Origin of the sequence: Streptomyces sp. MST-110588 (assembly GCF_022695595.1) — a bacterium.
In the GTDB taxonomy this organism is placed as follows: domain Bacteria; phylum Actinomycetota; class Actinomycetes; order Streptomycetales; family Streptomycetaceae; genus Streptomyces.
Window position 1 is genome coordinate 7,826,170 of record NZ_CP074380.1, and the last position, 13,904, is coordinate 7,840,073.

A 13,904-nucleotide genomic window follows, 5' to 3' on the forward strand; every position below is an offset into this window, starting at 1 on the left:
TATGCCGTCACCATGCCGACGGCATACGGACGATCACCAGGGCCGGCGCAATGCGGGCGCATCCGGAATGTGCGGCGGGCCCGGTCGCCGGGTGGTTCACAGCACGCCCTGGATGTCCTCCAGCGCCGGCAGGACCCGCTGCCTGGGCATCATGTGCCGGGCCCAGCCGGGGACGGACCGCAGGGAGTAGAACCGGCGCAGCCAGCGGTCCCGGCCGTCGTAACGCGGGGTGAATCCGCTGCGGCCGTGCGCCGCGACGTGGTTGTCGACCACGACCAGCTCGCCGGGCTCCAGCACCACGTCGTGGCAGACGGCCTCCAGGGCCTCGGCCAGCGCCTTGAGCGCCGCGGTCGCCTCCGCGCCGGCCGCGTGTGTGGTGTGGGAGTGGAAGCGCATGAAGGGGCGGTCATGCGGTCCGAAGATGGCGGGGTGCGGCCCGGAGCGGGGCACCGGAAGGGTGCTGCCCCGGGTGAAGGACGCCGCGTAGGAGGTGTAGAACTGCGGCGTGCGCAGGATCGCGAGCTGTTCGGCCGTCAGGTGCCGGACGGCCCGGCGTACCGAGGCGACGCGGGTGGCCGCGGTGCGTTCGTGGTCCTGGCGTACGCACAACAGACCCAGGTAGTCCGGGCGCAGCGGGTGGTGGGCGTTCTCGGTGTGGAAGTCGAAGGCCACCGACCCGCTGTTCTCGATCCGCCGCTCCTCCCCGCGCACCGGATGTACGTCGTGGATCAGGGCCCCGTCCTTCTCTTCCTGGTAACCGACGAGCGAGCCGAGCAGATCCGCCACGAGCGTGAGCGTGCCGTCGGTGGGATGGCCGTCGAGGGTTCCGGAATGGTGGACGGCGGGGGTGTCGGGCAGGTCTCCGAGAGTGACGCCGCGCAGCAGGAAGAACCCCGAGTCCGCATTCCCTGCATTTCCCTCGGCGAAATCGAGCAGGGCGCCACGTACGGCTCGGGGCAGATCGAGCAGCAGGCCGGGAAGCGCCGAGGCGGACGCCTGTGCGGTGCCGACGGCCAGTGTCGAGAGCTGCCAGAGCCTATGGGATTCGGCCTCGGAGAGCTGATGGGCGTGCTGCTGCGTGAGGGAGGTGGTCACGGTGTTGCCTTCTTCCTGATATTTCACGGCCGGGCCGCTCCACGTCTTCAACCGGCCGGGGAGGGATCCGGGCTTCGAGAACGCGGAAAGTCGCACACATGCGATGAAGAAGAGGCATCGTGCCGCTCGCCGCCAGAGAAAGGAGAGAATGCGCCGGAATCGCGCGTCACGCTAGAGAATTCATTTCCGGCATGTCAACGAAAGATTTTGGTCACCGGACACCGGGTATATGCTGCCGCTGAAACGCGCCATTCATCCGTGAATGGAATGATGCAAGCGGTGTGCGGCTTTCCGTTGCTTGAGAGGTGCTACGACGCTCATGGGGCACGGGTGATCCGTGATGTTCCTGGTGCGAGCGGGGCCATCGGGCAGGCACATGACAGAAAGCCTTGTGGAGGCAACCGTGCTCCGGCTGGCCGTGACCGCGCTGCGCGCTGCCCGCCACCCACTTTTCGGTCATTCGGTGAACGGCGGCCTCGCGATCATTGCCGGGAGGATGTCCGAAAAGACGTCATAATTGGCTGGATCACGCTGCCCGAGAGGGAATACGATCGCGCTTGCTCGTTACCGGGTTACCGGCTTGCCCCATATGGGTGACCATGCTGCCGCGCAGTGGGCGTCGGGAGAACCGGAGAGCGTACGGCGCTTTCTGAACACCCGTCGGTCTCCCCGCCGGCTCGTCACTCAGTCGCCGAGGGCCAGCCGGACGCCGAACGCGGCGATGACCGTACCGCTGATCCGGTCCAGGACGCGGCGTGCCGAGGGGCGCTGAAGGGTGCCGCGGAACGCCCGGGCGAAGGAGATCAGTACGACCGACCAGAGCGAGGCGAGCGCGATATGCACCCCGGCCAGCGCGGTGCCGGTCACCAGATGCGCGGATCCGGCGGGCATGAACTGCGGCAGGGTGGCCATGTAGAAGGCGCCCATCTTGGGGTTGAGCAGATTCGTCAGGACGCCCCGCCGCCAGCCGCCGAGGAAGCGGTCGTCGGCATCCGGCCCGTCCGCCGCATCCGTCCCCTCCGGCGCACCGGGGGAGGCGGGATCCGCCTCGGCCGGGCCGCGGCGCAGGGCCGACACCAGGATCCGGCCTCCCATCCACACCAGATACGCGGCCCCCGCCCAGCGGAGCACCGCGTAGGCGAGGTGCGAGGCGGTCAGCAGAGCGGTGATGCCCAGCGAGCTGAGCGCGCCCCATATGAGGGTGCCGGTCTGGATGCCGAGGACCACGCCCCAGGCGCGCTTGCGCTGTCCGAGCGCGGCGGTGCGCAGGATCAAGGCGGTGTCGAGGCCGGGCGTGAGCGTGAGAAGTCCGACGATCAGCGCGAAGGACCCCAGTGCGGATGCGGAGATCATGAGTGATCACAGTAATGCCGCAGCCGCCAACTGCCTAAGATCTGCCCGAAATCGGGCAGGAATCTGCTGCTTCACCGACCGGGCGATGGAGGCGGAGCTGCAAAAGGATGCGACATAGAGGTGCGTAGAGGGCGAAGTCGAAGATAACGGCCGTGGTTGGGCGATTCCCTCACTCCTTCTCGCCGAGCTGCACCGCCAGCCCGTCGAGCAGGTAGTCCAGGCCGGTGGTGAAGCTCCCGTCCCAGTCGTCGTCGTAGAGGTAGCCTCCGGCGGCCAGGGTCGGGTACCGGTCGCGGCGGGCCCGCAACTGCTCCTGCCCGGCCCGGCGTTCCGCGTCGGTGATGTGCAGGGCCGATTCGGAGGCCGCGGATCCCATGACGTGGTTGTAGAGCGCCCAGGTCGCCGCGGAGAGCCCCTTCCCGGTGAAGCCGGCGCGGACCAGCGTCGCCTGCAAAACCTCCATCCACCCCAGGAAGTTCGGACCGATGGTGGGCCGGCGCCGGGCCGGGACGGCGGCGGCCCATGGGTGCCGCAGCAGCGCGCCCCGCCACGCGGTCATGACCGCGGTGATGTCTTCCCGCCAGTCCGCCGCCTGCCCCGCCCCCGGGGGCACTTCTCCGAAGATCGCATCGACGGCGAGGTCGATCACGTCGTCCTTCGTGTCGACGTGCCAGTACAGCGACGGGGCGACGACGCCGAGGCGCTCGGCGAGCCGTCGCATGGTGAGCCGCTCGATGCCCTCCTCGTCGAGCAGGGCGACGGCGGCCTCGACGATGCGTGCGCGGGACAGCGGCGGTTCGCCCTTGGATGTGCGACGGGGCCGTAGCCAGACGCTCCGCACCTGGTCGTCTTCTCGCCGGTCGCGCTCGCTCGCCACGATCTTCCTCGCCCTCGTCCTCGCCCTTGGCCGGAGCGCCGCCGCGCGCCGTCCGTATCGCCTTTGATCATCCTGCCGTCCAGGCAAGTGTAGTACGGTGTTCGCACAATCTAACAACGTTCGCCCGCCCTCTAACGACGTTAGGTAAATGGCAGGATGCTGACGGACACGAACGACTTGGACACCTCCCCGGCTTCCGTACGGCAGCGTCGATGGATGCTGCCGGCGGTGAGCGCGGCCCAGCTCATGGTGGTTCTGGACGGCACGATCGTGAACATCGCGCTGCCCTCGGCGCAGCGCGCGCTCGGCATGTCCGATGCGAGCCGGCAATGGGCGATCACCGCGTACGCCCTGGCCTTCGGCGGACTGCTGCTGATCGGCGGCAGGGTCAGCAGCGCGCTGGGCCACCGGCGTACGTTCCTCATCGGCCTGATCGGCTTCGCCGCGTCCTCGGCGCTCGGCGGAGCCGCGGTCGGCCCCGACATGCTGTTCGTCGCCCGCGCTTTACAAGGGGTGTTCGCCGCCGTCCTCGTTCCCGCCGGGCTGTCCTTGCTGACGATCACCTTTACCGAGCCGGAAGAACGGGGCCGGGCGTTTGGCGTGTTCGCCGCCGTCGGTGCCGCGGGGGCGGCCGTCGGCCTGGTCGCCGGGGGACTGCTGACCGAGTACGTCACCTGGCGCTGGTGCCTCTACATCAACGCCCCCATCGCGTTGCTCGCCGTCCTCGGTACGGCCTTCGTCCCACGGGACGCCCGGCGGTCCGCCCGCGGTGGCGGCCGTCTCGACATCACGGGCGCCGTGCTGAGCACCGCGGGCTTCTCGGCCGTGGTCTACGCCGTCAACGAAGCCGAGCCGCTGGGGTGGAGCGCGCCGAAGGTGCTCGTCCTGCTGGCCGCCGGAGTCCTCCTCCTGGCCGCGTTCACCGCCGTCGAGATACGGGCCCGCGACCCCCTGCTGCCGATACGGGTACTCGCGCACCGCGCCCGCGCCGGCGCGTTCGCCTCGATCACCTTGATGTTCGTCGCGATGTTCGGCTTCTACCTGTTCATGAGCTACTACACCCAGACGGTCCTCGGCTGCTCGCCGGTCCAGGCGGGTCTGACGCTGCTCGTCAACGCCCTGGCCGCCCTGGTCGGCGCGACCCTGATCGCCGGAAGACTGCACGGGCGCGTCCCACCCGCCCTGCTCATCCTGCCGGGCCTGCTGTCCGCGGCCGTCGGCATCTTCATCCTGACCCGCCTCACGCCGCACAGCACCGGCATCTTCCCCTGCTACCTGGTGCCCGCGCTGCTGCTCACCGGTCTCGGCCTCGGCTGTGTCATGCCTCCGACCGCGAGCCTGGCCACCGCGGACGTGCCCCAGCACGCCGTCGGCGCCGCATCAGCGGCCTACAACGCCTCCCAGCAGCTCGGAGCCGCGATCGGCACCGCCCTGTTCAACACCCTCGCGGCCGGCGCCGCCGCCTCCTACCCCACCTCGGCCGAATACGCCGCCCCCGCCGCGGCCTCCGTACACGGCTACACCACCGCCCTGACCGTCGCCTTCGCCCTCCTCATGGCCGCCATGTGCATAGCCGCCCCCTTGACCACGGCCCGTACCACTCGGTCTCCCGCCCGATCCCCACACCGCTGACCCCGAAGAACTCCCGAACCCCTAACACCTCACGAGAAAAGGAAGTTCCGGCCGGAGCGCATGGCCCCAGGAACGCACTGCGGCCATGCGCTCCGGAAGCCGCCGCCCACCGCCGGAACCAACACCTCTGCCACCACTCCCGCTTCCCCGCTCTGCTCAAGAAGCGCTGCTTTTCGAGGTCACCGGAGGAGGCGGTCTCAGCTCCCTGCCAGCACCGCCCGGATCACGTACCGGGCATTGCACGCCATCGCCGGGTTCGTCTCCCGGTAGTAGGGCAGCGCGATCAGTGCCTGCGAGAGCGTTCGCCCGCGCCCGCGCATCCAGGTCGCGTCGTCCACATCGAGCGCTTCGCGGAAGACCTGCCGCGCGTCGGCCGACAGCAGATTCCACGCCGGGAACAGGTCGCAGGCCGGATCGCCCACGCCCATGCACCCGAAGTCGATCACCGAGGTCAGCCTGCCATCCTCCACCAGCAGATTGCCCGGCATCAGATCGGCATGCAGCCACACCGGCGGCCCGTCCCAGTCCGGGGCACGCAGCGCGTCCTCCCATACGGCGGTCACGGCATCGCAGTCGACGCCCTCCTGCGGGATCCCGCGCAGCTCCTCGATCGCCGCCCGGGTCTCCGCGTCGAGCGAGGCGAGCGGCCCGCCACGGTGAGCCGCCGGCGCTCCCGGCAGGGTGATGCTCCGCATAGCGGCCACGAACTCGGCCAGATCCTTGGCCAGCAGCACGGGCTCACTCAGCGCCCCCGCCTCGGGATTCTCCCCCGCCAGCCACCGGTACACCGACCACGGCCACGGATGGCCCTCGACGGGTTTCCCGGCTCCGAGCACCTCGGGGACGGCCGTGGACAGCCGGGGACCGAGACGGGGCAGCCACTCCTGCTCCCTCGACACGTCCTCGGCGCCGCCGTCGACCAGCGGCAGCCGTACGACCATCTCCTCACCCAGCCGGTACATGGCGTTGACCGTGCCGCCGGACGCCAACCGCCGCACCGCCATCCCCGCCCACTGCGGGAACTGCCCGGCGACCAGCCGCCGTACGAGGTCCTCGTCGATGGGATGCAGACCGGCATGCATCTGTCCTGTGTTCATGAGGCGCCATCCGATCGCCGGACGCGGGCGAGCGTCAAACGCTTTACAGGGGCCTGCCCACTCGCGGCGACCCGTATCGCGTGCAGACCGCACGACCCCGCCGGCGGAAGACCGGACTTCGTGGCCCGCCCGATGCGGCCCCGGCCGACGCGTTCCGTGACGATCCACATCGGCCCAGCTCAGACCCCGATGCGACAGAAGGCCGCGATCCTCCGTACCATGCGCATGGTCGTCGAGGGGAACGGTGCGGACAGTGCAGGAGCGAGCGGTCAAGACGCGTGAACGTATCCTTTACGCAGCCTCTGAGCTATTCGACGAGTGCGGGTTCAGCGCCGCGAGCATCAGCAAGATCATGAAGCGTGCCAGGGTCACTCGGGGAGCGATGTTCTTTCACTTCCCCTCCAAGGAGGCCCTGGCGCACGCCGTGATGATCGAGCAGGGCAACGGACTGGAACTGCCGTCCGGCGAGGACGGGCTGCAACGGCTGGTCGACATCACGCTGTACCTCGCGGGTGAACTCCAGACCAACCCGCTGCTGCGGGCCGGAGTGCGCCTGGCTATCGAGCAGGGGGTCTTCGGCGCACGGGACGACTCCCCGTACCGGTACTGGGCAGAGGAGTTCGCCGGACAACTGCGCGCCGCGCGGAAGAAGGGCGAACTGCTGCCGGAGGTGGACGTGGAGGAGCTGGCCTGGATGCTGGTGGGCTCCTACTCCGGCACCCAGCTCCTCTCGCAGATCTCCGTCGGCCGGGCCGACCTCCACCAGCGGGTGACCGTGCTGTGGCGGTACCTGCTGCCGGGCATCGCCGTCCCCGCCGTCCTGCCGCTGGTGACCTTCAGCGGGCAGTGGGACCGCGCGGCGGCGTGAGTGGAGCGGATCCAGCGGTGGGAGGAGTGGCGGCGGCCGGGACCCGGGGGAGGCCACGGACGACACCCGGACGGCCGTCCTGGCTGCCCTGTCAGAGGTGGGAAGAAGCCAGAAGACGATACGCGTCAGAATGCCATTCCGGTCAGCTTGAGCAGACGGCACCAATCGTTGTCCGCCACATCCTCCGGGGGCAGGCCGGCCAGATCCCGGAAGCGATCGGTGACGACCCATCCGGTGAAGAAATCACTCATGGTGTCGGCGATCCGCTCCAATCGGCAGCCGGTGTACCAGAGCACTCCGTCGTCCGGCACCCGCCATACGCTGCCGTCCTGTTCATTCACCCACAGCGGGTTGCTTGCCGCCTGGCCGAAGCAGAAGAAGTGTGACGTATCGGGGAGACGGCAGCCATCAAGTGGCTCGGCGTGGGCAAGGAGCTCGGACATCCGGCGGTCCGGCAGGACGTCGCTGCCGAACAACTGGGTCGAGTAATCCAGGTGCATGCCGTCGGCGATGGCCAGTATCTCGGCAACACCGGCCGGTATGCCGTTCGCCATCTGCCACGGACCGGCCCCTGACGGAATGTCGGGCGCCCACAACTGGTGCTCCTCGCGGTGTTCTCCGAGGGCGTCACGGAGCCTGGCCACGAGCAGAGGAATGCCGGAGGCGGTCATTTTTTTCACTCCACCCTGGTATTGGGTCGTGTCCGGTGCCGGGGAGTTCTTCACGCTCCGTCATCCTAGGCCGGGTACGCGCGGTGTCCGGCTTGCTCCCGGCTGCTTTCCGCGTAGTCCAGGAAAAGGGAAGAGGCGCCGTTGACGAATGACGTGCCCCGCGGCCCGGCGCCGTGGCTTCGGCTGCTCCGCGGTATCTCTCCCGCGCGCCGCGGCTTCGTACTCGCCTGGTGGGGTTTCACCGTCACCTTCGGCGGCCTGCGCCTGCTGACCTGGCTCGTACACATCGATGCCGCCGGCGTGGGCGACGTCCGGGCCGGTGGCGTACATCTCCACCATTACGTATGGGGCATCCTGCTCCTCATCGCCGTCGCCGCCGCCGGTCTGGTCAAGCACTCCCCGCGCTGGCGGGCGTGGATGGGGCTGGCCTTCGGTGTCGGACTGGCGCTGGTGGTCGACGAGGCGGCTCTGCTCATCAGCCTGGAGGATGTGTACTGGGACAGCGAGGGCGGCATCAGCATCGCGCTGGCCATTTCCCTCATCGGCGTGGTGGGGGGCGTCCTTGCGATCACTCGGCGCGGCACGGGCCGGTCATCGAAGTCGGAGGAACCGAAGTCGGAGGAACGGAAGTCGGAGGAATCGAAGTCGGAGGAAGAAGAGCGCTGACGTCCGCCGAGGACCGTTACGGCTCCGGTCGCCGTCCGCCTACCGGCACCGGTCCGCAACGGCCCGGCCCGTACGGAGCCATGGCCCGCGCGTCGAGTACTCTCACCTCCGTCCTCCCGGGAGGGCTCCGTAGCGCAGACCGCTCACGCGGGTGCGTTCCTGATGTCTCCGGCCTGCCCTCCGGAACTCTGCCCGGCCGTCCACCGACATTGACCCGAAGCCGGACGAAAGCCGCCCGGTTCGTACCGATCACGGAAGATTCGCGCTCATGGAAATCTGGATCAACCCGGCGTGCTCCAAGTGCCAGTCGGCGCTGTCGTTGCTGGACACCGAGGACGTGCACTACACGGTCCGTCACTACCTTGAGGAGCCGCCGACCGTGGCGGAGCTTGAGGACGTGCTGCAACGGCTGGACCTGGAGCCGTGGGACATCGCCAGGCTCGGCGAACCGGCCGCGGCCGACCTGGGTGTGGCGTCCTGGCCCCGTGACCCGGCACACCGGGCCCGGTGGATCGAGGCGCTGGCGGCTCACCCCGTCCTGATCCAGCGGCCGATCATCACCGCCGACGACGGGACGACGGTGGTGGCCCGGACGCCGGAGGCGGTGCGGTCGGTCCTGCCGTAGCGGCTGGGCCACGGCATCGCACCGTACAACCAGCGTCGCCGGGCGGCGGCGGGGCCGGATCCGTACGGGCGTACGGGGCCGCCGCCCACCCCTCCGGGTACGGCTTGCCGACGGGCTCCGCCGGTCCGTGTGAGAGCCGCGTGGTGATCCACGTATTGGCGAGCCCTTGATGCTGCCTGGCACGATGCGACGCATGGCGCAGGAATCACAGGAGACACAGCGGAAACAAGCAGCCCATCAGAAGCAGGCGGCGCAGGAGATACAGGCGCACGGGGAGGCGCTCGTCGCCGCCGCGCGGGCCGGTGACACGGAGGCAGCTCGTCGGCACACCGATTTCTTCGTGCTCCGCGGGCATGTGGACGAAGGAATCCCGTACTGGGAGCAGGCGGCGGCGGCCGGTGACGCCTTTTCGCACTACACCCTGGCCCGGTACCGGAAGGTCCGCGGAGACCGGCCGGCGGCCGACGCGCTCTACCGTGCCGTTGCCGACCGGCACGCCGGATGCGCCTACGGACTGGGCGTACTGCTCAAGGAGAACGGTGATCCGGAGGCCGCCGAATGGTTTCGGCGCGGCTGGGAAGACGGCCGTCATCTCGACTGCAAGATCGAGCTGGGCAAGCTGCTCGCGGCTCAGGGGCGCCTGGAGGAGGCGGCAAAATTCCTCATGAGCGACGTCGAGCTGGGCGACATCGCGGTCTTCCGTTGGGTAAAGCTCTTCGAATCGATCCGCGCGGACTTCGACAGCGTCGCGGCGGGGCTGGACGCCGCCGAGGCCGCCGGGGACGCGGACGCCGCGGAGGAGGCGCTGCGCCCGCTGTTCGACCTGGAACAGCACTTCCGTGACTACCCGGGCCTGATCCCCGAAGCCGCCGGCTACTACCGCCGGGCCGCCGCGCTCAGTCCCTCCGCCCGGGTGGACCAGGCCGTGTTCCTGGAGGCCACCGGCACCGAGGCGTCCTGGCCCGAGGCGCGCGGACTGCTGCTCCAGGCCCACCAGGAGGGGTACGACGGTGCGGCGTACGTCCTGGGCGTGCTGCACGAGCAGCGCGGCGACCTCGGTGACGCGGAGCACTGGTACGGCCTGGCGGCCACCGGCGGGCATCCGGCGGCCCGGTGGAACCTGGGGCTCCTGTGCAAGCGGCAACGGCGTCTGGAGGAGGCCGAGCGCTGGTTGCGGGAGGTCGGGGAGGATGACGAGGACGTCGTCGAGCAGCTCGCCCGGATCGCCGCGCTCCGCGAGAGCGGCGAGGCCGGGCCGGGCAAGGACCTGCGCAGACTGCCCGGGCTGCGCGAGCGGGCCGAGGCGGGTGACGTCCATGCCTCGTACGCGTACGGGAAGATCCTCGGCGACTGGGCCGGCGCGGACGCCCGCCACCTCCTCCGCTGGATCGAGCCCGCCGCGCTGGCGGGCGACCCGCAGGCGGCGTACGACCTTGCGGAGCTCCACAACACGCTGCGCGCGCCCGGCCCGCGCGACCACTGGTACCGCAAGGCCGCCGAGGCGGGTCACCACGAGGCGTGCCAGCAGATGGGCTGGCTGTCCGAATACCACCGGGACTACCAGGAGGCCGAGCGCTGGTATGTGCGGGCGGCCGGTGACGGTTCGCCGCTGCACGCCATGTTCGCGGGCAAGCTCAAGGCCCAGCGCGGCGCGTACAGCGAAGCAGAACCGTATCTGCGTACGGCCTGGGAGGAGGGCGGCGACTTCGAGTACGGGACGGAGGCCGCCGGATACTACGGACTGGTCCTGCATCGTCTGGGGCGCCTGACGGAGGCCGTCGAGCCGCTGCGGACGGCCGCCGCGCGCTGGGAGGAGGACGTGTACGCCCGCTACGGCATGGACGACCTGAACGTCCTGGCACGCATGGCCGACCCGGAGGAGGAACTGGCGGCGGTGGAAGCGGCGCTGGCCAAGGCATGACACCGCGGGCCGGGCGGACCACCGAAGTCCTTGTCCCCGCCCGGCCCGCCCATTGGTCCTCGCGACGCCGTACCCATGCCTACGCCAGGCAGCTACCCGTTCCCGTGCCGGGCGGTACGTCCGCCGAGTCCCCAGGTGACGGCTCACCATCCGGCAGTGGCAGTGGCAGTGGCAGGAGCGATGCGAGGGGCCCTGAGTGGTCGCCCCCGGCTTCCGTTTGCGGAGAGTTGGCGCGTATTCGTGTCGGATCCGCTGTTCGACTTTCAGGGGGTGTTGACCCTCCCGCCACGCGGGCACCACCGTGTCCATGTCAAGCCATCAAACGGCCCAGAGGTTCCGGGCCGATGGCCCAACGGGAGGAAGAGCCGTGAAAGCATCCCTTGCACGGGCAGGCACCGCCGTACTGGCCGCCGCCGCACTGCTGTTACCGCTGAACGCCGCCACCAGCGCCGCCGCCCACACCGTCGACGGCGCCCAGGCCGCCGGCAGCGGTGGCGGCGGCCTGCGGGCCGTACTGGCCCAGCCGCCGGAACTGGAACGCGCCCACCACGACGAGGCGAGCGCCGGGCCCTCCGACGGTGGCGGCGTGGCCGCGCAGGCGATCACCTGTCCCAAGGGCAGATACGACTTCGACCGTACGGAGTCGTGCTCCAACTACGACACCACGATCAACTACTACCTCAACGGCACCTGGCGGGGTAAGGCCGACCTCCACGTGGAGACCACGGTCAAGCTGGACCCGCGCAACCGCTACACGTCCACGTACACCGCGGCGATGACCCTGACCAACCCGCCGCCGACCGTACCCGAGGCGTTGGCGTCCACCGCCACCGTGAGCATCAACTGCAACACCTGCGTGGCCACCAGCAACCCCGGCCCCCGCGCGCTGATACCCGGCACCCGGCAGAGCTTCGAGATGGCGGTCTCCAGCCCCGGCCGGTCCCTGGTCAGCGAGGGAGTGGTGCTCCAGGGCACCATCAAGACCCCACGGCACACCGACTCCACCGCCAACCTGGGTCCGGTGTTCCGCCCCCGGTGCGACAGCACCGCGCGGGTCACCGACGCCCGCACCGGCGGGTGTGTGTACCCGCAGTTCACGCCCACCTGGCAGTTGAACGTCAGGGACAACGACGTGGCCGCCGTGGCTTGGCACGTCGACTGGGCACAGCGCAACCTGAACCACCCGTGGGGCGTGAAGGGCAAGGGCTATCCGCTGCACCGCACGTTCGACCAGGCGTTGCAGCGGGAGAACCGCCGCGAAGCCTGCGTACGCGGTGTGCCCCGTCCGCCGAACTCCGGCGGCCAGTCCTGCGACGAGTACCCCATGGCGCAGACCCACGAGGGCGCCAGCAAGAACTCGGACTACAGTTGCCACTTCCTCAACGCCCGGCAGAACTCCAAGGAGGGCAGCCTGCGCAAGTCGTACCTGAACAGCCAGCGGGTGCTGGAGTGGGACGCGTTCTGGGTAGGGGTGGTCAAGCCCGTCGGTGCGAAGGCGCCCGCCCAATACCGCACGGGCGGCGCGGGCGCGCTGGGGCCGGTCGGCTGCGGACAGGACCTCAACCCGTGAGCCGTTCCTCCCCCGGCCCGTCTGACGGAAGGTAGGCAAGGCCGCGGCGGCGGGGGCAGACTCCCTCTCCGGGGCCTGCCCCGCCCCCTCGCCGCCCCGCCCGACGCTTCCCGGCCCCGTCCGCCTCCGCCGCCCGGAAAGGATTCCCGGCCCATGCCTCAGTTGATCCGGCGCGCCACCGCGCCACAGGTGTCCATCGACGCGTCCACCGTCGACCTGGTGGACGAAAGCCTGGTCGCCGAGTTCGAGCCCGACTGGTCGCACAACGGCCTGCTGGACGTTCATCCCGACGGCGGCGCGGCGAAGATCTTGTGCGGGCAGGAGGTCGGCTGCATCGCCGTCACCGCCGAACTGTGGGACGGCGCACCGCCGTTGGACCCGGGGCCCTGGCAGGACGTCGCGGAGATGTCGGTGCACTGGCCGAGCGCGCTGCTGGACTTCGGCACCACCACCGAGGGTGCGGAAGAGACCGGCAGCACCGCTCTGACGCTGCCGGGCCCCGGCGACTACCGCGTACGGGTCTGCGGCCGGAACCGCGACGACGGCGACCCCCGGGAGGACGACGCTCCCGTGGAGGAATACCTGATCCAGCTCTGGCCCGCCCCCACGACCGGGCCCGAGATCCACAAGGCGACCAGCAAGTACGGAACCCTGTGGACCCAATAGGCCGGCCGCACTCCCGTCACCCGCAGCGGTGGCACGCGCGGCGGCCGGCCCGGCCGCCCGTTACCCGGCCGAGCCGGTGGCCGGGGGCACCTCCAGGACGAAGAACAGGAAGCACATGCCGGCCGAGAGGCGCTGGAAGTCGTCGGGGTACAGCTCGCGGCCGGCCGGATCGGGCTGTGGCTCGCTGATGACGGCCAGGCGGAAGCCGGCCGTGGTGAAGGCGTCGGTCATCGCGTGCAGCGGCCTGCGCCAGAAGGTCATCGGGGCGGGCTGTCCCACCAGGTCGGCCCAGTCGTCGGTGTAGCTGGTGGTCGCGGAGTAGTCGGGCCGAGGATGGTGGATCGCGTAGTCCACGAAAGGGTGCTGCACCGACGCGATCAGTCGGCCGCCGGGCCTGAGCACCCGCCGCATCTCGGCCAGCGCCGGCCCCCAGTCCTCCAGATAGTGCAGGACCAGCGACGCGAGGACATCGTCGAACGCGCCGTCGGCGAACGGCAGCGGGTCGCTCAGGTCGGCCACGCGCAGGTCCGCGTCGGCCCCCAGCCGCCGCCGCGCCAGCTCCAGCATCCCGGCGCTGGAGTCGATACCGGTGACGAGGGCACCCCGATCACGTAACGCGGCGAACAGGGGACCGGAGCCGCAGCCGGCGTCGAGGATCCGGCGGCCGGCCACGGCCCCGGCGAGGGACAGCATCGCGGGCCGCTCGTAATAGGCGTTGATGAGACTGGTCTCGCTCAGGGCCGAGTACGCCTCGGCGAAGCTGTCATAGTTGTTCACCTCGGCCGGAGTTGCGGTCGGGGCCTGTTCTTCGGCGGTGGACATGCGGCGGTCTCCGTCTCGTCATTTCGACAGTTTGCACCGGG

Annotated in this window: 13 protein-coding genes; 7 read left to right on the forward strand and 6 right to left on the reverse strand. The window is 70.0% G+C overall.

Annotated elements, in window-relative coordinates; genetic code table 11:
• Positions 1–96: 96 nt before the first annotated feature.
• The 3 genes from KGS77_RS34060 to KGS77_RS34070 all read right to left on the reverse strand — a co-directional run bounded on the left by KGS77_RS34060 (position 97) and on the right by KGS77_RS34070 (position 3,325).
• Entirely contained in the window at positions 97–1,095 is a 999-nt protein-coding gene (locus KGS77_RS34060) for a TauD/TfdA family dioxygenase (protein WP_242587159.1), read from the reverse strand.
• A 684-nt stretch (positions 1,096–1,779) separates the two neighbouring features.
• On the reverse strand, positions 1,780–2,448 hold the full coding sequence (locus KGS77_RS34065; RefSeq protein ID WP_242587160.1) for a LysE family translocator: 669 nt from the start codon (positions 2,446–2,448) through the stop codon (positions 1,780–1,782).
• A gap of 169 nt (positions 2,449–2,617) precedes the next feature.
• Positions 2,618–3,325: a TetR/AcrR family transcriptional regulator C-terminal domain-containing protein gene (locus KGS77_RS34070; protein WP_242587161.1), complete on the reverse strand. Its 708-nt coding sequence runs from the start codon at positions 3,323–3,325 to the stop codon at positions 2,618–2,620.
• Positions 3,326–3,481: 156 nt separating this feature from the next.
• On the opposite strand from KGS77_RS34070, the gene KGS77_RS34075 reads away from it, so the two are divergent.
• Positions 3,482–4,957, forward strand: a complete 1,476-nt coding sequence (locus KGS77_RS34075) for an MFS transporter (RefSeq protein ID WP_242587162.1) — start codon at positions 3,482–3,484, stop codon at positions 4,955–4,957.
• 197 nt (positions 4,958–5,154) lie between these two features.
• Here the strand turns inward: KGS77_RS34075 and KGS77_RS34080 are convergent, their stop codons facing one another.
• Positions 5,155–6,054 (reverse strand): aminoglycoside phosphotransferase family protein, encoded by a 900-nt coding sequence (locus KGS77_RS34080; RefSeq protein WP_242587163.1) that lies wholly within the window; start codon positions 6,052–6,054, stop codon positions 5,155–5,157.
• 253 nt (positions 6,055–6,307) lie between these two features.
• On the opposite strand from KGS77_RS34080, the gene KGS77_RS34085 reads away from it, so the two are divergent.
• Positions 6,308–6,922: a ScbR family autoregulator-binding transcription factor gene (locus KGS77_RS34085; RefSeq protein WP_242587164.1), complete on the forward strand. Its 615-nt coding sequence runs from the start codon at positions 6,308–6,310 to the stop codon at positions 6,920–6,922.
• 125 nt (positions 6,923–7,047) lie between these two features.
• Here KGS77_RS34085 and KGS77_RS34090 read toward each other — a convergent pair whose 3' ends face one another.
• Complete coding sequence (locus KGS77_RS34090; protein WP_242587165.1) at positions 7,048–7,647, reverse strand: hypothetical protein; 600 nt, start codon at positions 7,645–7,647, stop codon at positions 7,048–7,050.
• Positions 7,648–7,734: 87 nt separating this feature from the next.
• On the opposite strand from KGS77_RS34090, the gene KGS77_RS34095 reads away from it, so the two are divergent.
• The 5 genes from KGS77_RS34095 (at position 7,735) to KGS77_RS34115 (ending at position 13,041) form a co-directional block, all read left to right on the forward strand.
• Positions 7,735–8,259 (forward strand): hypothetical protein, encoded by a 525-nt coding sequence (locus tag KGS77_RS34095; RefSeq protein WP_242587166.1) that lies wholly within the window; start codon positions 7,735–7,737, stop codon positions 8,257–8,259.
• 268 nt (positions 8,260–8,527) lie between these two features.
• Complete coding sequence (locus KGS77_RS34100) at positions 8,528–8,884, forward strand: ArsC/Spx/MgsR family protein (RefSeq protein ID WP_242587167.1); 357 nt, start codon at positions 8,528–8,530, stop codon at positions 8,882–8,884.
• Positions 8,885–9,077: 193 nt separating this feature from the next.
• A complete protein-coding gene (locus KGS77_RS34105) occupies positions 9,078–10,805 on the forward strand; it encodes a sel1 repeat family protein (RefSeq protein WP_242587168.1) in 1,728 nt (575 codons plus the stop codon).
• A 367-nt stretch (positions 10,806–11,172) separates the two neighbouring features.
• On the forward strand, positions 11,173–12,375 hold the full coding sequence (locus tag KGS77_RS34110) for a hypothetical protein (RefSeq protein WP_242587169.1): 1,203 nt from the start codon (positions 11,173–11,175) through the stop codon (positions 12,373–12,375).
• A 153-nt stretch (positions 12,376–12,528) separates the two neighbouring features.
• Entirely contained in the window at positions 12,529–13,041 is a 513-nt protein-coding gene (locus KGS77_RS34115; protein ID WP_242587170.1) for a hypothetical protein, read from the forward strand.
• Between the two features lie 60 nt (positions 13,042–13,101).
• Here KGS77_RS34115 and KGS77_RS34120 read toward each other — a convergent pair whose 3' ends face one another.
• Positions 13,102–13,863, reverse strand: a complete 762-nt coding sequence (locus tag KGS77_RS34120) for a class I SAM-dependent methyltransferase (RefSeq protein ID WP_242587171.1) — start codon at positions 13,861–13,863, stop codon at positions 13,102–13,104.
• Positions 13,864–13,904: the final 41 nt, after the last annotated feature.